The organism is Marinobacter sp., from assembly GCF_041595835.1.
Lineage (GTDB): Bacteria > Pseudomonadota > Gammaproteobacteria > Pseudomonadales > Oleiphilaceae > Marinobacter.
Window position 1 is genome coordinate 21564 of the sequence record NZ_JBFHJO010000016.1, and the last position, 22142, is coordinate 43705.

Genomic DNA, 22142 nt, shown 5'->3' on the forward strand with positions numbered 1-22142 from the left:
TCAGAAAACGCTTTTCTTCAAAGCCCCCTCAATCTAACCCATTGGTCGGGGCTTTTTGTTGTCTGGTTTGGGGGTTATAGTCTGGCTATACAAAAACAATCAGGCAGTAACCATGAAGCGGCGTCACCAACAAAAACCATCGGTCATTATCATTGGTACCGGGTTTGGCGGAATAGGCATTGCCATTCAGCTAAAACTAGCCGGTTATAGTGACATTGTCTTATTGGAAAAGGCGTCCAGAGTGGGCGGAACATGGCGCGATAATACCTACCCGGGGGCTGCCTGTGATGTGCAGTCTCACCTCTATTCTTATTCGTTCGAACCGAAACACGACTGGAGCCGGAAATTCGGAGCCCAGCCGGAAATTCAGGCGTACATGGAGCACTGCGTCAACAAGTATGAACTGGCCTCGCACATTCACTTCAATCAGGCAGTGGCCGAGGCCAGCTTCAACAGCAAAACGAATCAATGGACAGTCAAGACTGAATCCGGTGGCACGTTCAGTGCTCAAGTTTTAATCACTGCAACCGGGCAACTGAATCGCCCTGCTATTCCTGATTTTCCCGGCCTCAAAAGCTATAAAGGCACGCTCTTCCACTCTGCCAGATGGGATCATGACTACGATCTGGCCGGCAAGCGCGTTGCCGTCATCGGTACCGGTGCCAGCGCCATACAGTTTGTTCCAGCTATTGTGACGAAAGTCTCCCGGCTTGACTTGTACCAACGCTCAGCGGCATGGGTGCTGCCCAAGCCTGACCGTAAGTTTTCCGGAACGGAACAATCGCTATTCCAGAAAATGCCTTTTTGGGATCGGTTATACCGGTCAATGATTTACATAAAAAACGAAACTCGCGCTCTGGCATTTACCCGGTTTAACAAAATATTGGATTATTTTTCCCAGCAGGCTATCAAGGAAGCGCAAACCCACGTAGCAGATCCGGAAAAGCGCAAAAATATTGTTCCAGACTACCAATTTGGCTGTAAACGGATACTGATTTCCAATGATTGGTATCCAGCCATCAATCAACCGCACCTTGATTTGATAACCGATAGAATTTCTGAAATTGATGAAACAGGTGTTATAACAGAAGACGGAAAACATCGAGAAGCAGATGCCATCATCTTCGCCACGGGTTTCCGTGCCAGTGAGTTTTTGTCACCTTTAAAGATATACGGTCGAGACGGATCTTCACTGAATGATGTCTGGGCAGGAGGCGCCAAAGCGTTTAAAGGCATTACGGTGAGCGGGTTTCCTAACCTGTTCATGATCTATGGCCCCAACACGAACCTGGTACACAATTCCATCCTCTATATGCTCGAATCACAGTTTCGCTATGTTGTCAGCGCACTCGATGCGCTGGCCAAATATCCGGGTGCAGCAATGGATGTTCGGGAAGATCGTCAAACACGGTATTGTCAGGTTGTCCAAAAAGGCCTGGAAGGAAGTCTCTGGGATACTGGCTGTACCTCTTGGTATATGAATGCTCAGGGGCAAAACACCGCAAACTGGCCCGGTTTCACATTCAGTTACCGGTTTGCAACGCGCTCGGTCGATACGGCTGACTACATTTTCACAGACCCGGATGTCAGTAACTGACGACATAAAAGGCGCACCATGAAGTTCCGCATTGACACCTTCACCCTGTTGCTGCTGGGCGCTATTGTTCTGGCGTCATTTGTACCCGTTATTGGAGAAGCTGCTGAGGCGCTTGCCACTATTGGCACCCTGGCGGTTGCCATGCTGTTTTTTTTCCACGGTGCAGCTCTCTCCCGCCAGCAGATCATCGATGGCGCTACTCATTGGCGCCTGCATATCCTGATTACTTCGCTAACATTTGTATTTTTCCCACTGGTGGTTCTACCCATTAATGGTCTTAGCGCCATAGTTCCGGAATGGATGCCAAAAGATCTGGGGCTTGGATTTCTGTATCTCGGAGTTTTGCCTTCTGCGGTATCTTCCTCTATTGCGTATACCGCCATGGCAAAAGGCAACGTACCTGCTGCAATTTGTAGCGCAGCAGCGTCCAATGTTTTCGGTATGATGCTTACGCCTTTTCTGCTGTTGCTGCTGGTATCTACCTCAGGCGATGGAAACTTTTCCATTGCAGAAGCGCTTAAAGATATTATCCTTCAGCTCTTACTTCCGTTTGCTATCGGCCACGCCATGCGGCCATGGTTGGGTGGCATTCTGGGCCGGAATGAATCGCTCATGGCGCGCTATGACCAAGGCGTTATCTGGATCATCGTCTATTCTGCCTTTTCTCATTCAGTGGTCAGCGGTTTGTGGCAGAACCTTCCCATTCAGGCTGTCGCCCTGGCTATACTCTTGTGTATTGGACTTCTGGGCCTGTTCATCCTGATAGCAACAACAATGGTCAGGAAACTGGGCTTCAGCCTTGAAGACGAAGCCGCCGTGGTGTTTTGTGGATCTAAAAAAAGCCTGGCCTCGGGCTTACCTATGGCCAAAGTATTGTTTTCCGGCCACCCAGGCTTTGGCATGATCGTGTTACCCATCATGTGTTACAACCAGATCCAGGTCATTGTGGGGGCCATGCTGGCCCAAAGGTATAGGGTAAAAATAGAGTTGGCGTCAGCCGCCCATACCACCAAAGAGCATGGTCAGAATCACTAAGCCAATAATCCATCCTATAACTGCGGGCCAGAAGTTGACCATCTGCGGTACCTGGTCTTCTTCCGTTGCCTGTTCAGCCAACTCTGGCTCCGGGTAATTGCGGGGATCAGACTCATTGGCCACATCCTGAACACTGAACCATTCAAACCACTCGCCAAGAAATCGAGCAACTGGCTGGGAAAATGAACCATTCTCCGCCAGGGGGCGAATCCAGGATTCAAGTTGCTGACCTATTTCCCTTCTCAGCGGTAACTGATCAGCTGGCGGCTCACACAGAATCGCTTTCCAGATACCGGCATCCTGCTGCCGTCCGGGATCGTTCATCAGCGCTTTTATCTGAATGATGACTTCCCGCACAATCTGAGACTCATTAGCATCCAGTTTGTCGCCAGCCACTGAAGATGGCTGAGGAGCTACAGGGTCCCTGAGTTGGGGCTCATGCCCGGAGGCCTCCCTGTATGCGTCGGCCAATCTTTGCGCCTCCTCGCTTGAAGCAAATTTCATCTGGCGTTCATAGGCCTGGCGAATTTGTTCGCGGTCACCAGTCGGTTCAATGCCCAGAATCTCCCAGCAGCTCATAAAACGATCACTCCAAATATGTAGCCTCAATAAATTTTTTAGAGACAAATGGCTTTGGTTCTCCTAGGATTACAGGAGAAATACAACTAAACTCCAATTCATTAGGTAATTATAGAACGAGTCCCATGCCCGAGACGAATTACCTGACTGACATACAGGCGCAAACGTTGGGCAAGTATCTCAGCAGCGCACTTCTTGTCAGCTCCCTGTGCCTTTCAGCCGCGGCACCGGCGGTAGCCATCACTATAGAGCAAGACTACAGTGATGATCTTTTCGCCTTCCACGATGATATTCCTGAAGTGCTGTCGACGACCCGGCTACGTCAGCCCAAAACCCGCGTTCCCGGAAGTACGACGGTTATTACGGGTGATCAGATCAGAGATCTGGGCATCGTTAATCTATACGAAGTATTTCGATTGGTGCCAGGCATGGTGATCAACTTTGTCGGAAGCCACCAGCCCGTCGTCACCTATCACGGCACGGTTCATTATGAACAACGGCGCATGCAGGTGCTTGTCAATGGTCGGACTGCTCACCGGGCCACCCTGTCGGACATGGACTGGGAAACCATGCCAGTCCCGCTGGAAATGATAGAAAGGATTGAAGTTGCCCGGGGGCCTAACTCAGCAGCCTACGGCATTAACGCCTTTCTTGGCACCATTAATATCATTACCCGTGATCCGGCAGATACTGCGGGTTCAGAACTCCGGGTAACCCGAGGTTCCAGAAATCATTTACGTACATTTGGTTCGCTGGGTGGCGTCGGAGCTGACACCGACTGGCGACTGACATACGAAAAACGGAAATTTGATGGATTTGATTACCAGTCAATTTCCGGTGATGAAAGGGCTCCATTTAATGATGGACACGACATCAACTCATTCTCTTATGATTCCCGCCTGAAGTTCAGTCCGAAAATGGATATCCAGTTTATGGCGGGGGTCGTAGACGGCATTAAATATCAGGACCGGGAAAAGAGCGGGTCGACAAACCCTGTTGAACATCCAAATATTAATATACGGGATTACTACCTTCAGTCACAACTGAACTATAGCACCTCAGAAACTCACTTTTTCCATATCATGGCCAGTGTTGAAAATTTCAAACGTCAGGAAAGGTATGCCGTAGAGTTTGGTGAAGCTGCCGTTAACTGTTTACGAGATCCTGATAGCCCGACACTTTATTATCAGGACGAAAACCAGGTCAGGCCTTGCCAGGTTGCAACAGAGGGTGAAATTCCTTTGCGGGCAAATATTAATGGGGATTACGAGGACACACGGCTAGAGGTTGAATTTCAGGACACACTTATTTTCAATAATGACCTGAAGCTAGTTTCTGGTGCGGGATTTCGTAAAGATACCCTGCGTTCTGAAACCTACTTTAATGGCCGAAGCCATAGCTATCAGTCTCGCTATTTCGGCAATCTGGAATACACCCCCTGGCCCTGGCTGACACTGAACACCGGAGGTGACTGGACCCGGTCCAGTACTACAGATGAAGGCTACTTTTCCCCCCGCCTGGCGGCTAACTTCGTTATCAACACCCGGCACGCTTTTCGGTTTGTGTTCTCAAAAGCAATCCGCACACCGGATGACTTTGAACAAGATCCCCATACAGGATACACACTAACCAACGTCACGCCGGGCATCTATTCGGATCTTGAAGGCCGACGGATCACAATTGCTGATTCTGCCCAGGCCCCCGAGCTGTCGACTCTAGGTGAGCGGCTGGAAGAGGAACGCATTATTTCAAGGGAGATAAGTTACTTCGGTCAGTTCCCCATGAATACCGCATTGCTTTCTCTGGAAGTTCGCGGGTTTAAAGATCAGATGCGCGATATGATCAGTGGTGTAATCCAGCTCAAAAACTGGACTCTTGGCAACAATGTTGCGGTCGACCAGAAAGGTTTTGAGGTGGAAGCTACACTGGAATATCCAAGTACGACTTTGCGCGCCAGCTATGGATACCTTGATCAGGACACCTGGTACACCGGAAAACCTATTGTCGACGCATCGGGTGACATAGACATCGCTGAGCAAGACTACCAGGCAGAGCTTCTCACTCGGATGTCGGTAAGGCACTCAGGTAGTTTTACTATCATCCAGGACCTGCCCTTTGATTTAAAAATTTCCTCTGCCTTTTACTGGGCAGACAAGTTCATCCGGACTCACAACCAGTTTGAGCGAATAGATGCGCGTATTGCCAAGCACTTCTTCCAGCACGGCTATAACGCAGAGGTCGCCTTCACCATGCAGCACTATCTGAACCGTGAGCCGGAACTGAGTTCTGACAATAACATTGAAGATCACAACCAGTTCTTCCTTGAAGCGGGTGTCCGGTTTTGATTCGGGATGGAACAGGTCAATATCAAAACAGATTGCCAATCAGGATGGTATGAACCTAAAACTGCACTCTGAAGGATCAGGCAAAACTGGAGATATGTGTAAAGCAGTGCCGCCCTGGCTCATGGCTTTCATACTTTTATTTGCCTGGTCCATAAATTCCTATGCATTCCCTGACGGAAATGCTCCCCGGGTCGCGTTTGTAGCCAGTTCAGGCAATCCAGCCCTGGACAAACATGTTACCGACCTCATTGCCGGTCATATCCGAAGCGATCTTGCACTAACTCCCCTTTCCGATAACCAGCTGCCTTACCTTAATGACGAGCCAGTTATTACCATTGGTCCTGATGCGTTCACTCGGGTTCACCAGAGCAACCCAAATGCCAGGATCATCGCAACCTTGGTTGAAGATGATTTCATATCCGATTATGCCCGTACCTCAGAAGGACGAATTACGGCAGTTTTCTATAATGTACCGCTGGTGCGTCAAGCCCTTACGGGTAAAGCCATCCTTCCGCAAGCCACCAAAGTGGCGATCATGGCGAGCCCGGAAAACGCTGATATCTATGATTCACTGATAGACGTGCTGCCAAGTTACGGCCTTCAGGGCCAGGTTTTTATCGTCGATAACAAAACGCAATTAATTTCGACTCTTGTTCGAGCACTGAATTACGGGGACTTCCTGCTAGGTGGGCCCGACCATAAGATTTACAATCCGACAAATATTAAACATATCCTTCTGACAGCGTATCGACGTAATAAGATTCTGATTGGCCCCAGCCAAGCCTATGTTAAAGCCGGGGCCCTTGCATCGAGTTATCCGCCCTTTTCCTCCATGGCTAAAAAAGCTGCTGAATTCCTTGAAAGCTATTTAGATATTGGAATTTTCCCAGCTCCTGATCACCCGGACGTATTTAGCGTCGAAGTTAATGAGCAGGTTGGAAGATCTCTGAACATTCCTTTACCGGATCGCCAGTATCTTTCAAAGACTGTAGAGGAACTTCTCCGACAGCCCGCACAGGAGTCAGTCAAATGACTGGACTAGATCAATGACTCTCTCTCGCCGATTACTGCTTCTGGGCGCATTGCCGGCAGTACTCATGTTTATTGTCCTGATGGCCTTTTTCACCTCTGTGCGCCTGGATGATGCTCGAAACGATATGTCCCGAAACAGTCAAATGCTGGCAGACAACCTTGCTCCAGTACTTGAATACGCAATCTTTTCTGGCAACCGTTTTGCTCTTGAACAGGTTTTAGCTCAGTCTTTGCAACACAGCGATGCGGACTGGATCAAGGTAACGGATGTGATAGGTGAAGAGCTCGGGTTCGTCAGCAAAGTAGCCAGGCCCGCTGAAGCCCACAGAGACCATGGATTTAACGTGTATGAAGCTGAGATTCTTCAGGAACCCCTGGCACTGGGTGATGATAATACAACTCACTGGTATCAGTCAGGGTGGAATACCAGCTCAGGAGCCGTCAAGGTTGGAACCGTACAGGTCGGAATAACTCCCAAAGCGCTTGAAATCAGGCAACGAAACATTTGGTGGTCATCCATCATGGTAGGCGGAGGAATGCTGCTGCTTATCATTCTTCTGATTAACGTGTTCCTGGGCAATATATTGCGTCCTATGCAACAACTTGTCAGCAGAGTTGAAAAATTAATTGTCGGCGATTACAGCGTCGAACCAGTCGTTCGTAAAGGTGTTGCCAAAGAAATCGCTGATATCCAGGAACAACTTAATCAGCTCGCTCAACACCTCAAAAACCTGCAAACCGCCAGAGACCATACCCTCGCCATTTCAGAAACTGCACGAGATAACGCAGAGCATGCTAGTCGGGTAAAATCAGAGTTTCTATCTACCATGAGTCATGAGCTACGCACGCCGTTACTTGGTGTCCTTGGAATGATCGATCATATCAAGCAGGAACCTTTAAGCACACGGCAATCTGATTACCTCAATACAGCCAAGCAATCCGCACAGGATCTGCTAACCGTTATTTCCGACATGCTGGACTATGCAAACCTTAACAGTGGCAGTATGGCGGTGGATGCCAAGATATTTGACTTGCGCACACTTTTTACAAATTGTATTGCATCGTACCGGCACGCGGCCGAGCAGCAGGAGCTTGCGTTAGATTTACATTTCTTGGGTGACTGGCCAGAAACACCATTGGTTGTGGGTGACGCCCCCAGAGTCCGGCAAGTTCTCGCGGGCCTGCTTGATAATTCACTGGAACTCACCAACGATGGCTTCATTTCTGTTCGGACAAATTGGGTCGAGGTTGACTCTGGACACGTTCTGATTACCTGTACCGTTCGCGACTCCAGTACAAGCATGATGGCTTCAGGCAACCTGCACAGTGCATTCACCAGTTCCGATAATCATCACGGAAACAGCACTTCCACATACGGCGGAGCAGGTTTCAACCTGTCACTGGTTCAACGATTGGTTGAGCTGATGGGTGGGTATGTGCATTTAGAATCCGACATGGGACAGGGCTCTTCATTTCGATTTGAAATTCCCTTTGACCTGCCGGGAAAAGAAGACTTTCAGGAACACGAGAACGAATAACTGACCGGCTGCCCTTACATTATCTGTAAACCAAGCCGGCCAGGTTATGGTTATGCCACCGGCTCCCTCATCGTCACGAACTCCTCTGCGGACGTCGGATGAATGCCCAGAGTGGCATCAAATTGCTCCTTGGTAGCTCCCGCCTTGATAGCAACGGCCAGTCCCTGGGTGATCTCACCAGCATCCGGGCCAACCATATGAGCGCCTAATACTTTGTCAGTTTTATCATCAACCACCAGTTTCATGAGGCATCGCTCATCACGACCACTGAGTGTGTATTTCATCGGCCGGAATTCGGAACGGTAGATTCGCAGACTATACCCTGCCTCACGGGCTTCCTCTTCGGTCAACCCTACCGTGCCTATATTGGGTTGACAGAATACGGCTGTAGGAATTGAGCTGTAATCCATCTCACCTTGACCATCACCAAATAAACGCCGGGTCAAAACCATGGCCTGAGCCAGAGCTACCGGCGTCAGCTGAGGCGTTCCAATAACATCACCCAACGCTGAAATGGAAGGAACAGCCGTCTGAAAATGCTCATCAACAACAATGTGACCCGAGTTGTTAAGCTCTACACCAACGTTTTCAAGGCCAAGACCATCAACCAGTGGACGGCGACCTGTTGCTGCCATAACCAGTCCAGTCTCTAAAGTCGCACCATCACTCAGATTGACCTTATAGTACGCATTATCCGACTCGATAGAGTTGATTGTGACGTTGAAACGCAGGTCGATACCTTTTTTCCGGATTTCCTGCTCGGCAAATCGTCGGACATCCCCGTCAAAGCCTCGCAAGAACAAATCGCCCCGGTATAGCAATGTGGTTTCAACACCCAGCCCTGCCAGAATCCCTGCAAATTCTACAGCAATGTATCCTCCGCCCCAGACAACCGCGTGTTTGGGTAGCTGCGGGAGGTAGAACATTTCATTGGAGGTCAGCAGACACTCTTTGCCAGGAATATCCGGTACGACAGGCCAGCTTCCTGTTGCTACTGTAATATGTTTTGTACTGTATTGATTATCCCCTACCGCAACAGTATGAGGATCAACAATGCTGGCTGTGCCTTCAATAATAGTCACACCCGCATTTTCGAGCATGCGCCCATAAATACCATTGAGGCGTTCGATTTCTGCATTTTTATTGGCGACAAGTGTTGGCCAGTCAAAGGTTACATCTTCAGTCGGTATGCTCCAGCCATACCCCCCTGCATCTTCCAGATCATCCCTGACATGAGCACCGTAAACGAATAGTTTTTTGGGAACACAGCCAACGTTTACACAAGTTCCACCAAGGTAACGCGATTCAACTACCGCTACCTTCGCCCCCTTTTGCGCAGACGTTCTTGCCAGACGAACACCGCCAGAACCGGCACCAATGATAATCAGGTCAAAATCGTGGTTCTCAGACACAGGAACTCCTGTTTTTCTTTCAATAGATTGGTCGGATCAAATGGCCAGAGTGAGTCTGACTGAGACTTTACCGGGTTCATTACCTCTGTCCATCGCGGCTTGCTCGATAATTATTCCGTGCTGAGCATCCAGGCGCTCAAGCCAGGCTGCAACATCGGCAAACGGGGCCGCTTCCATCCATACCCTTATAGCATCATCACCCGTCGGTTCGAAGCGCTGCAATGAAAGCCCGGCTTCACCCGCCGAGCGGGTAACCAACGCCATCAGTGCACGGCCATCCTCAGGCTTTTCGACACCTGTCGCAACAGAGCCTCCGCCACCTGAAGTACCAAGACTTTTGATGGTTGCTTCGTTGGCCTGCATCCAGGCCAGCAACGCACCTGCATTATCGCGACTGGCAACTGCACGGTCATGATACTCAGCCACTGGCCGCCAAATGCCAAAATACAGTATCGCAACAACCAACGCCACGGTCAGAACGAGCAGCGCCTGCCGATCTCTGGTAGGCAATTGATCGTATCTGGCAACCAATTTACCAATAGCCGGCAGATCTTTTATCCGCTTCAGCATCTGTTCACCCTCCTGAAACCGTCAAGCGGCCGCGAGCACCATTTGACTCATTAACCACCGAGCCAATCTGGGCTTGCAGCCCCTCGTTTGCCAGTCCGTTACGCAAACGGCTCAGCCGATCATAGCTGTCCGCCCTTATATCAACCACCAACTCACCGCGATTCCGGCTGTAGTTGATTGAATTAAACGTAACGGCACCAGAGCCCGGCAAGCGGCTGTACTGATCACCGGTAAATTTCATCAGGGTAATGAAATCAGCATCCAGCCCCTGAGACCCTGCCACCCGTAGCTGGCCCTCTATAACCCGGCGGACATTCCCAGCATGAGTTCTGCGGTCTGACGGGAAAGCCTGCCGGTAAATTGCCATAGCCTCAGCCCGAAGATCTTCAGCCTGCTGTTTGTGATACATGCCCATGCCGATATCCAGTCCTAGCTGAATGACAAACCAGAGCGACGCAACGGCAATCAACGGTTTCCAGGGTTTGAAGGGGTTTGAACCTGAAATTTTGACAGAAAACTGGCCCTGGCACAGGTTCACTGGCTGGCACAAGTGCTGATGGTGCGCCCAGGCCAGAAATTCCAATACAGAAAATTCCAGAGGTTTCTGATGAACACTCATTCTGCCAGATGCGGCGGACAACTGATCGATCAATGTTTGCTGATGGTCCAGTTCTGCTTTGAGCCCATATAACTGTATTGGAACTTCTGCAACAACCTCTTCTGAGGAAGGCGTGGCCATGGTCATGACAAATAAAGGCAAATTATCGACCTGCATTCTGAGCCACTCGCCGCGCTGACTTTGCATCATCACGAAATCGCCATCCAGACACATCATCCAGCCGGATTCCGGTGCTGGCAACAACGAGGCATCTGGATAAATAGCCTCCAAACGCACCTGGTTCCAGCCTGAAAACAGACTATGCCATTTTTGCATCACAGCGTTATCTATAGCTGCAACCAGATATCCCTCCGATGTGTGCGGCCCCAAAGCCAGATGCACAGTTTCGATATCCTGGGCGATTTGTTCCTCAACCGCGTAGGGCAATGCCTGCTGTATGAAGCGGCTTTGCTTAGCGGGAATATCAGCCACACAAAACGTAGCTTCATCACCAGGAACAAGACCTGTCAATAACACCTTGTCGAGAGCGTTTTGCGCTAATGTCTGCTCAATAGTTTCGCGAGGGTCAGCACTGCCATGCGCCTGAGCATCGCCGCCAGCATCAAGCAACACCCAACAATAAAGTTGAGCCTCCGGGTTCTGCTCCGGGTCCGCAAATGGCGGTAACGGCCGTACATAAAGACGATAAGACATGGCTATCCTTCTGAGAAAGTGTAAGGTTCCTTGGAGATCCTGTTCTTTTGTCCGGTATCCCTATGAACAGTCCGGACCTCACCTTCCGGATTACGAAACACCGTGCTAATCATATTTACGACACGATTATCGTAGGTAATCCGTGATACAACTTCAAAAAACCTGGTTTGAAGAGTTAAACCGTTGGCTTTAAGCCCTAATCCCGAAAATTCGGGCATCGCCAGAAAGTCCTGAAGGTTCTCAAAGCGCTCTTCTTCACGCTTTGCGATGATCGATTCAGCCTGCGCTTCATTCAGTTCCGAATGAAGTGACATCAGCACCGGCACGGTTGCGCTGTTTACGTTGATACCGATGCCGCTTACGGGCAGCGCCGTCACATGTGGGCGCAGAGCTGCATATATCTCTTCTGTCATGCCCTCAATCAACCGAAGCTCAGTGACTGACGTAAAGGGCTGGTTGGCTGCCCGAAATCCGGGCTCCGCCATCAGATACTGGCCGTCTTCCGCACCATAGGCACTTGCGGTCTGATCGTCCGCATCTATCCAGTCAATCAGCGTATCAACATGCAAATCATTAATGCCCAGCGCAATTAACAGCCGAGACACCCGGTCTTTAGTGAGAGGATCCACCTGCCCATTCGGGGCAACTAAATCATTCAGGTTTATGCGCCCGCCAAGATCATCGATCTGCACTTCCGCAACACCGTTTTCGTCAAGCGGCAGAATGGCTGCGTGCATGGCCCAGAACTCATCCGGGCTGTCCACCATCAGGCTGTTTTCCTGATCTTCTTCGTAATCGCGAACCAGAATTCTTTTGGCGAACTCTTCAGCACCCAGTGCAATACTGAGGCCCTGTTGCTGCGCCAGATAGTGGCTGGCTTTATAAACCCGTAAGCTCTGCTGCTTCATCATACCAGTTGCCAGCATGACAACGAGCGCCATGGCCAGCAACACCATAATCAGCGCAACACCGGCCTGACGTTTGATTCCAAACCCCTGAAACTGATTCACGGAGTATTCTCCGAGCTTTCTTCGGCTGTTTCATCAGTGCCGGATTCAGTTACTGCCTCCAGCTGCTGGTTGACGACAGCCTGAGCCTGATCCTGTACAAAATCTGGCAGGCTGAATAAGCGAACGATCTCACCAAAACGTTCGTGCTCAAGCACAACTTCCAGGCCTATAGGTAATGCTATGTCTGGCCGTGCTCCCTGATCCGTATTAGCCAGCACCTCATCGGACGGCCACTGGTTATGCCACTTATGTTCCTCGTCAAGGAACCGAACCTGAAATTCGAGCACATTGTCCAGAAGCAAAACGTCTCGGCTGTTGTCCTCCTGCCCCTGGTCAACCTCCGGCCAGTAACGGCGCCGAAGTTCTGTGCCGGTGAACTCCCACCCCGCACGCTGAAGAGAGCTGCGCCGGAGGCCTAACGGGTTCCGCCAGCCTTGGCGCGTGATCAATAACTTGAAGGCATCATCCCGGGAAGAAAGCGACGGTGTAAAATCACCGTAGACATCTCGGGATGACCGGTTCACAACCTGGGTAATGTCCCGCTCAAGCAGTAGCATGGCTTTTTGCAGTCCATCAAACTGATCGGCCAGTTCGTTGACTCTATCTCTGGCGCTCACTACACCACTAACCACCTGCCATACGCCCAGGCCAATAACAGCAGTAATGGTTACAGCGATGAGCATCTCCATCAAGGTGAAGCCCATCTGTGCTCTTGAGGTGCCGCCGGCCTGCATTACTTAGCTCCCAGGAAAGCAGACAACGTGTGTATCGGGAACGGTGTATCCTTTTCTGCCGGATACTTGGCCACAGTCACTTCGACCCGTTTCATAGAGGGCTCTGCCGTATCCTGAACAACCGTGGTCACCTGCCAACGATACGAGCCAAAGTCTGTATCAACAGAGTTTTCAGATGTACCCGGTAGTGTTTCCTGCAATCGCAGCTCATTGATGCGGTTTTCTGCAATCCAGCCAGCCAGGGTTTTGTCCCGAACCCGCTCAAAACCTGCAATGTACTGACTCCCCACTTCCGCTGCAGCCGTCGCAATCAGACTAAAAACCAACAGCGCAACAAGTACCTCAAGCAGCGTAAATCCTTTGGTTCGCCTGTTCATTGCTCATCTCCGGAACCTGGCCGTCGCCATTCCAGCTCGGATACGCCATCAGAGGCAATCACATGCATCAGGTCAGAATTTCTGCCAATGGTGAATTCAATCTCGAAGGGGGTTGTTTCGCCGCTTGAAAAGAACACGACGTTGGGGCGGAGTATATCCTCAGCGGTAGCCAGGCGGGGTGCGTCGCTTTCCACAAATTCGGTAAGCGTAAGCCACTCCGGTAACATTCGCTTTTTGAACAGCCGCTCACCGGAAGGTTTCCATTGACCGGAATCGTCCTGAAAAGCCACAAAACGGTAGCCATCCTCCTCCAGCAACAGGCCAAGCTCCAAATTATCAAGAATGGCCTGCTCGGAAGCCGTCTGCATCAGCAGATAAAGCTCTCTGACGTTATTCTCGAGTTCACGCTGTTGAGAACTGCTCCCCATATTAAAAACGGCAAGCGACGCCAGCAGCCCGACAATAACCAGGACGACCAGTATTTCGATCAGTGTAAAACCGGAATGGCTCGCCCTGGTGCGCACAATAAATTACTTCCCGTTATTCGAAAACGATATCCGCAGCATCACCGTCACCGCCTTCCTGGCCATCCGAACCAAATGAGTAGAGGTCATAAGCGCCTGATGTGCCCGGACTCACGTATTGATATTCATTATTCCACGGGTCTTCCGGAACTGACTTCAGATAACCGTCAGGATTCCAGTTTTTAGGTTCAGGACTGCCGCTCGGCTTTCTAACCAAGGCTTCCAGCCCCTGCTGTGTAGATGGGTAGTGGCTGTTGTCCAAACGGTACAAGTCCAACGCATTAGCAATATTGCTCAACTGAGTTTCAGCTACAGTGACTTTGGCCTGATCACTTCTGCCCATGATATTGGGGGCGACAATGGCTACCAACAGACCAAGAATGACCATAACAACCATGATTTCGATCAGTGTAAAACCCTTGGCGCTGGCTATGTTGCGGTTCAGTTTCTTACTCATAATGTCACTCGTCGTTTACTCGTGGTTCTTGATTTTCACGTTTCAGATGATCCCCGGACTATGCTTAGCCCACCAGATTACTCATATTCAGAATCGGCAACATAATTGCCAATACAATAATTAGCACAACAACACCCATAATCAGCAGCATCATAGGCTCGAACAAACCAACAATCGCCGCTATTTTAGATTGCAGCGTATTTTCCTGCATTCGCGCAGTACGCTCCAACATGCTGTCAAGTTCACCACTGGACTCACCACTGGCAATCATGTGCAACATCATCGGCGGAAAGTAACCCGTCTGGTCAAGTGCACGGTGCAGTGAACCACCCTCGCTGACCTTACGGGCGGCTTCACGTAGCTCCTGGCGCAGGAAGTCATTCGACAACACTTCACCCGCAATACGCATGGCTTCCACCAAAGGCACACCACTTGTAGTAAGAATACTCAGCGTGCTGGCGTAACGGGCCGTATTAACACCACGGACCATCCCGGCAAAAAGCGGTAAGTGTAGAAGCTGTTTATGAAACTTTATCCTGAATGCCGGTTTTGTCAGCGCAATCCGGAACCCAATGACCACCAATGCCAATAAGATTAATAGGTAGACACCAAAAGCGCCTAAAAAATCCGACACGGCCAACATGGCCATCGTCAGGCCCGGCAAATCTTGCCCCTGTTTCAGGAACACTTCGATAATGTCAGGCACTACATAGGTGAGCAGGAACACCACAATAGAAATTGCCACAACACTTAGAATGATCGGATAAATAGCGGCAAGCTGAATTTTTTGACGGGCTTCCTGCCTGCTTTCGGTGTAATCCGCAAGACGATTAAGCACCAGATCAAGATGGCCTGCATGTTCTCCCGCAGCGACCGTAGAACGGTAAAGCCGGGGAAATGCTTTGGGAAACTCTCCGAAACTGTCCGCCAGCGTGTAGCCTTCCATTACCTTCGAGCGAATGGCAATCAACATACCTCGTATGCGGGGCTTGGCCGTTTGCTGGGCCGTGGCACTTAAAGCCTGCTCGATCGGAATCCCGGACTGTATCAGAGTCGCCAGTTGCCGTGTTATCAGCGCGAGATCTGCAGCGTTCAGCGTTCCACGACTACTCAGAGGGTTGTTACGGGTTTCTTTCTCAACGGCTGGCTCAACGGACAGGGGCGTGAGGCCTTTTTCACGGAGTTGCTGCCTTACCGCTCTGGGCGCATCGGCCTCAACCACACCTTGCTTTTGCTTACCTTTTTGGTCCAGCGCTTTATATTCATATGCTGGCATGGGTTACTGACTCCGGTGGGTTACGCGCAAAACTTCTTCCACAGTGGTCACACCATCCAGAATCTTCTTAACGCCATCGGCGTGGATACTGGGGCTATGTCTGCGAGCCTCTCGTTCAAGCTCCAGCTCCCCTGCCCGTTTGTGAATCTGAGCACTGATGGCCTCTGTAATCTCCACCACTTCGTAGATACCAACCCTGCCCCGGTAGCCCAGCTGATTACAGTGTTCGCAACCTTTCGCGCGGAAAATAGTAGGCGGGTTACCGGGATCCTGCTGCAAGAACTCACAGTGCTCTTCGGTCGGGATATAGGGTTCACGACACTGGTCACAGAGCACTCGTACCAATCGCTGAGCCACAATACCCACAAGGCTGGATGAAATCAGGAAGGGTTCAATCCCCATATCCATCAGTCGGGTAATAGCCCCTACTGCGGTGTTTGTATGCAACGTTGAAAGTACCAGGTGACCGGTCAAACTGGCCTGCACGGCAATTTCGGCGGTTTCAAGGTCACGGATTTCACCAATCATAACCACGTCAGGGTCTTGACGAAGTATCGCCCTCAACCCCCGGGCAAACGTCATGTCAACTTTCTGATTAACCTGAGTCTGGCCAATTCCAGGCAAGTTATATTCAATAGGGTCTTCTACAGTCAGAATGTTCCGGCTGCGATCGTTAATTTCTTGAAGTCCCGCATAAAGAGACGTGGATTTACCGGAGCCAGTAGGTCCGGTAACCAACAAAATACCGTAGGGGCGATGAATCAGTTTACGCAGGACTTTCAGGTCCTGCTCGCCCATACCCAATGACTCCAGGCGGATGGCACCCGCCTGCTTATCCAGCAAACGAAGCACTACTCGTTCGCCGCTCGAAGACGGCATCGTCGAGACCCGGATATCCACTTCCCTGCCGGCTACCCGGAGGGCGATTCGTCCATCCTGGGGGACCCGCTTTTCAGCGATGTCGAGCTTAGCCATAACCTTGATACGGGAAACAAGTAGCGGTGCCAGAGCACGCTTAGGCTGCACAACCTCTCGCAACACACCATCAATACGAAAGCGCACGATCAGCTGTTTTTCATAAGTTTCGATGTGAACATCTGAAGCACTGGTTTTAACCGCTTCGGTAAGAATCGCGTTGATCAAGCGAATAATAGGTGCGTCATCTTCCTGTTCAAGCAAATCCTCAGTTTCAGGAACTGAGTCTGCCAGAGAGGCAAGATCCATATCATCGCCGATACCTTCTACCATCTGCATCGCTTCAGCGGAATCGTTTTGGTAGGCCGCATTAAGCGCCTGATCAAACTGGCCGGGCTCTATGGAAGTAAAACGCGCACGACCACCACTTACACGATTTGCCTCGGCAAGCGCGGTATGAGAGGCTCCAGGCCGGACAAGGATAACCGGTTCACCTTCTTCGTTCCGGGTAAGGATAACGCCGTTACGTTTTGCAAAGGTGAAAGGAAGTCTGCCCAGCGGCGAATCCTGCGGCTGAATATCGGTCTCGGTGATCAAGCTTTTCCTCTTAACATCCGTCTAGTCACTGGTTTTTTTATAGGGCCAGTGTACTCACCTAACCCGTGTTCCTGTCAGCTTACAAAAAGGCTACCACAGGAATGGGAACCACTAAACAACTCTATACACTATACTGCCACTAAAGAGTTCCAGTCTGATAACCTGTGGGCTTTTTACGATCCCGTGACTGTATTCAGGACAATACATGCTTGCCAACAACAAAACGACTCCACTGCTTCTCACTCTTGCTGTCGCATCAGCCATGGTGGGCGCTACCCTGTGGCAAGGATACCAATTCTGGCAAGCAGAAAAGCGGGCATCTCTGCCGAAACAAAGCCAGAGTTCGGTCATCCAGACCACACTGGCTAACAAAGTCCCTCACGTGGATCTTGCCAGCCTGGCAATGTTTGGCTCGCCCTCCTCACACGATACAGCAGCGGATTCCAATACAGAGAACCTTCCAGAGACCAATCTCAGGCTCTCCTTGCGAGGTGTTCTGGCTGCTGAGGGAGAGTTTCCTGGCAGCGCACTTATTGAAGACGACAAAGGCAAAACCGAGGCCTATCTGGTTGGCAGGGAGCTGCCTGGCAATGCCACACTTCGGACCGTTTTCCCTAACCGCGTGATCATTGAGCGCCAGGGGAAACTTGAAAACCTGTATTTCCCTGAAACCGAGGAAACCACAGGCATCCTGATGGCAGACAACGACGATCGCGAACCAGCAGTTCAGCCGCAGGCAGCCCAGCGAACTCCCGGCACTCAATCCACAGGTGAACAACAGAGGCGTGAGGAAATCCGGCAGCGTCTGGAGCAATTGCGCGAGCGGCTCCGGAACAATAACTGAGGCCTGGCTATGGTAACGGCTGACAGACTCCTACCCCGCCGTTCCCTTCTCCTCCCTTTATTGGTGGCTGTCTCCCTTGTTAGCGCCCTGGAGCTCAGCGACAAGCTGATGGATTACGTACTCAAAGACTTTGGCCAGGAAGCACACCAGCGCCTCCAGAACTGGCAAAGGCTGCAGATACTTGCCGCGAATGCCCCGATCGATCGACAACTTCGGTTAGTAAACTCCTTCTTCAACCGGGTTCATTTCGTCAGCGACATCGGCCACTGGGGTGAAGAGGACTATTGGGCTACCCCAGTTGAACTTCTGACCACTAACGGCGGTGATTGTGAAGATTTCTCAATCGCCAAATACCTCACATTGCGCGAGATAGGTGTACCAGACGAAGAACTTCGCATCGTCTACGTTAAAGCTCTGGAGCTCAATCAGGCCCATATGGTCCTGGCGTGGTACAAAACCCCCGATGCCGAACCGCTGATCCTGGACAATCTTATAAATGAGATTAAAACTGCGTCACAACGCACTGATCTTGAACCTGTTTACAGCTTTAACGGTGACGGACTCTGGTTAAACAAATCATCAGGTGACAGACCAAGAATCGGCGATTCCGAAAAACTTGAACACTGGCAAGACCTGAACCACCGGTTAACCAAATCACTGCAACCCTGACCCTTTTTACCAGATGTCGGTAAATGACATTGATGATGTCGCACACCGACATCCGGATTTCCCACTCTACCTATAGAATGCCAACCAATAATGTATTCATGGAGAAGTAACTGATGCGACGTTGGAACGGATGGGGTGATGATCAATTCAATCTGGATATCCCGGAGGGTGGCCAGGAATTTCTTGCCAGCAGAATCGGAAGACCCTCAGCTCTCAGTGATGTATCACTCGACGAAATCTGCCCCCGGGTTCCGGCGTCTCGTCTTCCTTCTGTTGATACATTAATTACGCTGATTGATACCAGCCCGGAAACAAGGATTCGACACGCCCGAGGGCAAAGCCTTCCCGATTGGCTGGCTCTACGCAGCGGTGACATTGGCACCTTTCCAGACGGCGTAGCATTTCCCTGCACTAATTCTGATGTGCGAAGCCTTCTTCAGTACGCCCAGGAACATGACATTGATTTGATCCCATACGGTGGAGGTACCAGCGTCGCAGGCCACATTAATCCGGTTGATCAGGGCAAGCCCGTCCTGACGGTAAGTATGGCCAGAATGAACCGCCTGATCGATTTAGATAGAGAGAGCCAGTTAGCCACTTTCGGGGCCGGTACTCCTGGGCCACTCGTAGAATCCCAGCTTCGTGCACATGGTTATACCCTTGGTCACTTTCCACAATCGTTTGAACTCTCCACCATTGGTGGCTGGGTAGCCTCCCGTTCCAGTGGCCAACAGTCCCTGCGCTATGGACGAATCGAACAGTTGTTTGCCGGCGGTCGTATCGAAACACTACAAGGCACCCTTGAGATTCCCACTATTCCCGCATCCAGCGCTGGGCCTGATGTTCGGGAAATGATTTTAGGCTCTGAAGGGCGTTTAGGACTGATCACTGAAGTAAAGGCGCGCATTACTCGCCTTCCTGACTGCGAAAGCTTCCACGTTGTGTTTTTCCCAAACTGGGAAAAAGCGCGTACAGCAGCAAGAAAGCTTGTTCAGAACCGAATACAGCTATCAATGCTTAGGCTCAGCAATGCTATTGAAACAGAAACCCAGCTTGCCTTAGCCGGACATCCAACAATGATCGGATTGTTCGAAAAATATTTGTCTATTCGCGGCACCAATGACGGCAAATGTATGATGACATTTGGTGTGACCGGCTCTAAAGCCCAGTGCGAGGCAAGCCTGAAACAAGCGCGAAAGGTTTGTAAAGAATACGATGGCGTATACACCGGCACCAAACTGGGCTCCAAGTGGGCAGAAAAACGCTTCACCATGCCTTATTTTCGTGAAGCGCTCTGGCAAATGGGCTATGCCGTTGACACCGTGGAAACCGCCACGAACTGGGAGAATGTAGATACACTTCTCGAAAAAATGGAAGAGAGCCTGCGGACGGGCCTGGATGATAAACACGAAAAATCTCACGTTTTCACTCATCTTTCCCACTTTTACAGCCAAGGCTGTTCAATCTATACCACGTACGTTTTCCGGGTTGCAGATAGTTATCCGGAAACCTTGGCAAGGTGGCAACATCTTAAAAACACAACATCAGAAATCATTGTGCGTAACGGTGGAACAATCAGTCATCAGCACGGGGTCGGCAAAGATCACGCGCCGTTTTTACCTGTTGAAAAAGGCGAGCTTGGCATGCGCGCCATTCGGGCGCTAACCACCAGTTTTGACCCGGAAAAACGCCTGAATCCAACGACTCTGCTAGATTGAGCACGAGAGGACTATGATGCGGCAAGATATGCTGAATGCGCTTAAAAGCGCGACCAAGCAATTCGATGTTGTGGTGGTTGGCGGAGGCGTTAGCGGAGCAGGCACGGCTAGAGAAGCTGCAGGTAGCGGCTTACGCACTCTACTGGTAGAGCAAAAAGACTTTGCCTGGGGCACCTCCAGCCGATCCTCCAAAATGGTGCACGGAGGGCTGCGCTATCTGGGTAGCGGTCATATAGGGCTGACAAGGCAAGCTGTGCGTGAGCGTGAACGCCTGATGGAAGAAGCCCCCGGTTTAGTGGACCAGATCCCATTCCTGATGCCTCATTACCACGGAAAATTTCCTGGCCCCCGGCTATTTCAGATACTTCTCGCAGTATACGACCGGCTCGCCGGCGCGCGTACCCGGCAGAAACTGACGCCAGCACAAACCTTACAATGGGCCCCCGGGCTCACTCAGGAAAACCTGATCGCAGCGAGCAGCTTTACCGATGCTCTGACCGACGATGCTCGTTTAGTGCAAAGACTTATCGCAGAAGCGCAACTGGATGGCGCAACCTGCATTAATTACGTTGCCGCATCCCGGGTAACACGAGGGAAGGATGGCCACGTATCCGGCATCGACTTAATTCCTGAAGGCGAAAATCCTGAAAACGCTATCCACATCAAGACCAACCGTGTCATCAATGCTACGGGTGCATGGGCAGACAGGCTTCAAAAACAGGGCCAGCATCAAAACCCATTAAACATTCGCCCACTTCGGGGCAGCCACCTGGTCATTCCCTGGCAGCGCTTACCGGTAACCTGCGCCGTCTCATTACTACATCCAAACGACGAACGTCCGGTCTTTGCCTTTCCCTGGTCGGGCACGACAGTGCTTGGGACAACCGACCTGGATCACCACGAAGACCTGAATCTGGAGCCCAGTATTACTGAACCTGAGGTCGCCTATCTCCTTAACGTCTCAACCCAGCTATTCCCGGAAGCAAGGATTCAGACCTGCGACATCTTGTCCACTTGGGCCGGCGTACGCCCCGTGGTTACTGACGGGCAAGGAAAAGCCCCCTCAAAAGAAAACCGAGAGCATGCTTTACGGTATGACAACGGCCTGGTCAGCATCTCTGGAGGAAAACTGACCACCTTCCGCCAGATCGCCCGCGAAGCTTTACTGACAGCATTTAATAATGATTCATCTATACTGAGAAACGATCAAATCCCCGTCTTCACGAAACCTCCACACCAACCGAAACCAGATCCAATCAGCCACCTTAACTGGAGAAGGCTGGAAGGATTTTACGGTCAGGAACTCCCGGGTTTATTGAAATATAAAGCCTATGACCGGGTGGGCAACACAAACACTCTATGGATGGAGCTTAAGTGGGCCTGCCAACATGAACAGGTTGTCCATCTTGACGACTTAATGTTGCGCCGAACACGACTTGGCCTCACCTGCCCTGACGGTGCAGAGCAACTTTTGCCAGATGTTCGTGAATACTGCCAGTCGCTTCTGGGCTGGAGCGATGCTTACTGGGAACAAGAAGTCGAACGCTATCTGGAGCTGTACCGTAAAGCTTACAGCCTGCCTGACAGCTGGGAGCTTTGAG

At 50.9% G+C, this 22142-nt stretch carries 20 protein-coding genes; 9 read left to right on the top strand and 11 right to left on the bottom strand.

Annotated features, from left to right (window positions below):
- The first annotated feature begins 112 nt into the window (after positions 1-112).
- Together ABYA77_RS07665 and ABYA77_RS07670 are read left to right on the top strand one after the other, a co-directional pair.
- Complete coding sequence (locus ABYA77_RS07665) at positions 113-1597, top strand: flavin-containing monooxygenase (protein ID WP_372965367.1); 1485 nt, start codon at positions 113-115, stop codon at positions 1595-1597.
- An 18-nt stretch (positions 1598-1615) separates the two neighbouring features.
- On the top strand, positions 1616-2632 hold the full coding sequence (locus ABYA77_RS07670; protein ID WP_372965368.1) for a bile acid:sodium symporter family protein: 1017 nt from the start codon (positions 1616-1618) through the stop codon (positions 2630-2632).
- On the opposite strand, the gene ABYA77_RS07675 is transcribed toward ABYA77_RS07670, so the two are convergent.
- A complete protein-coding gene (locus tag ABYA77_RS07675; RefSeq protein ID WP_372965369.1) occupies positions 2591-3211 on the bottom strand; it encodes a J domain-containing protein in 621 nt (206 codons plus the stop codon). The two genes, ABYA77_RS07670 and ABYA77_RS07675, sit on opposite strands and share 42 nt — an antisense overlap.
- A 125-nt stretch (positions 3212-3336) precedes the next feature.
- Between ABYA77_RS07675 and ABYA77_RS07680 the strand changes: the two genes are divergently transcribed.
- From ABYA77_RS07680 to ABYA77_RS07690, 3 genes are read left to right on the top strand one after another with little or no spacing between them, the layout of a single operon-like run.
- Complete coding sequence (locus tag ABYA77_RS07680) at positions 3337-5556, top strand: TonB-dependent receptor plug domain-containing protein (protein WP_372965370.1); 2220 nt, start codon at positions 3337-3339, stop codon at positions 5554-5556.
- A 49-nt stretch (positions 5557-5605) separates the two neighbouring features.
- A complete protein-coding gene (locus ABYA77_RS07685; RefSeq protein ID WP_372965371.1) occupies positions 5606-6589 on the top strand; it encodes an ABC transporter substrate-binding protein in 984 nt (327 codons plus the stop codon).
- Between the two features lie 13 nt (positions 6590-6602).
- Entirely contained in the window at positions 6603-8126 is a 1524-nt protein-coding gene (locus tag ABYA77_RS07690; RefSeq protein WP_372965372.1) for a sensor histidine kinase, read from the top strand.
- A 50-nt stretch (positions 8127-8176) separates the two neighbouring features.
- Here ABYA77_RS07690 and gorA read toward each other — a convergent pair whose 3' ends face one another.
- From gorA to gspE, 10 genes are all read right to left on the bottom strand, one after another.
- Positions 8177-9538 (bottom strand): glutathione-disulfide reductase, encoded by a 1362-nt coding sequence (gene gorA, locus ABYA77_RS07695; RefSeq protein WP_372965373.1) that lies wholly within the window; start codon positions 9536-9538, stop codon positions 8177-8179.
- A 36-nt stretch (positions 9539-9574) separates the two neighbouring features.
- A complete protein-coding gene (gspM, locus tag ABYA77_RS07700; protein WP_372965374.1) occupies positions 9575-10108 on the bottom strand; it encodes a type II secretion system protein GspM in 534 nt (177 codons plus the stop codon).
- Positions 10109-10112: 4 nt separating this feature from the next.
- Positions 10113-11420, bottom strand: coding sequence for a type II secretion system protein GspL (gene gspL, locus ABYA77_RS07705; protein ID WP_372965375.1), 1308 nt, complete (start codon positions 11418-11420; stop codon positions 10113-10115).
- Between the two features lie 2 nt (positions 11421-11422).
- Entirely contained in the window at positions 11423-12430 is a 1008-nt protein-coding gene (gene gspK, locus ABYA77_RS07710) for a type II secretion system minor pseudopilin GspK (protein WP_372965376.1), read from the bottom strand.
- Positions 12427-13164 carry a type II secretion system minor pseudopilin GspJ gene (gspJ, locus tag ABYA77_RS07715; protein ID WP_372965377.1) on the bottom strand — a complete coding sequence of 246 codons (738 nt, stop codon included), beginning with the start codon at positions 13162-13164 and terminating at the stop codon, positions 12427-12429. Before gspJ ends, gspK begins: the two co-directional genes overlap by 4 nt.
- The gene (gspI, locus tag ABYA77_RS07720) at positions 13164-13541 is read right to left on the bottom strand and encodes a type II secretion system minor pseudopilin GspI (protein WP_372965378.1); all 378 of its coding nucleotides are present in this window, start codon (positions 13539-13541) and stop codon (positions 13164-13166) included. The genes gspJ and gspI overlap by 1 nt, the downstream gene beginning before the upstream one ends.
- Complete coding sequence (gene gspH / locus ABYA77_RS07725; RefSeq protein WP_372965379.1) at positions 13538-14065, bottom strand: type II secretion system minor pseudopilin GspH; 528 nt, start codon at positions 14063-14065, stop codon at positions 13538-13540. The genes gspI and gspH overlap by 4 nt, the downstream gene beginning before the upstream one ends.
- Positions 14066-14081: 16 nt before the next feature.
- Positions 14082-14522 carry a type II secretion system major pseudopilin GspG gene (gene gspG / locus ABYA77_RS07730; RefSeq protein ID WP_372965380.1) on the bottom strand — a complete coding sequence of 147 codons (441 nt, stop codon included), beginning with the start codon at positions 14520-14522 and terminating at the stop codon, positions 14082-14084.
- 64 nt (positions 14523-14586) lie between these two features.
- On the bottom strand, positions 14587-15798 hold the full coding sequence (gene gspF, locus ABYA77_RS07735; RefSeq protein WP_372965381.1) for a type II secretion system inner membrane protein GspF: 1212 nt from the start codon (positions 15796-15798) through the stop codon (positions 14587-14589).
- A 3-nt stretch (positions 15799-15801) separates the two neighbouring features.
- The gene (gspE, locus tag ABYA77_RS07740; protein ID WP_372965382.1) at positions 15802-17310 is read right to left on the bottom strand and encodes a type II secretion system ATPase GspE; all 1509 of its coding nucleotides are present in this window, start codon (positions 17308-17310) and stop codon (positions 15802-15804) included.
- 205 nt (positions 17311-17515) lie between these two features.
- Here gspE and ABYA77_RS07745 point away from each other — a divergent pair, with 205 nt between their 5' ends.
- From ABYA77_RS07745 to ABYA77_RS07760, 4 genes are all read left to right on the top strand, one after another.
- Positions 17516-18154: a type II secretion system protein N gene (locus ABYA77_RS07745; protein ID WP_372965383.1), complete on the top strand. Its 639-nt coding sequence runs from the start codon at positions 17516-17518 to the stop codon at positions 18152-18154.
- A gap of 9 nt (positions 18155-18163) precedes the next feature.
- Positions 18164-18823: a transglutaminase-like cysteine peptidase gene (locus tag ABYA77_RS07750; RefSeq protein WP_372965384.1), complete on the top strand. Its 660-nt coding sequence runs from the start codon at positions 18164-18166 to the stop codon at positions 18821-18823.
- A 113-nt stretch (positions 18824-18936) separates the two neighbouring features.
- A complete protein-coding gene (locus ABYA77_RS07755; RefSeq protein ID WP_372965385.1) occupies positions 18937-20541 on the top strand; it encodes an FAD-binding oxidoreductase in 1605 nt (534 codons plus the stop codon).
- A gap of 13 nt (positions 20542-20554) precedes the next feature.
- Positions 20555-22141 carry a glycerol-3-phosphate dehydrogenase/oxidase gene (locus ABYA77_RS07760; RefSeq protein WP_372965386.1) on the top strand — a complete coding sequence of 529 codons (1587 nt, stop codon included), beginning with the start codon at positions 20555-20557 and terminating at the stop codon, positions 22139-22141.
- The last annotated feature ends 1 nt before the right edge of the window (position 22142 follow it).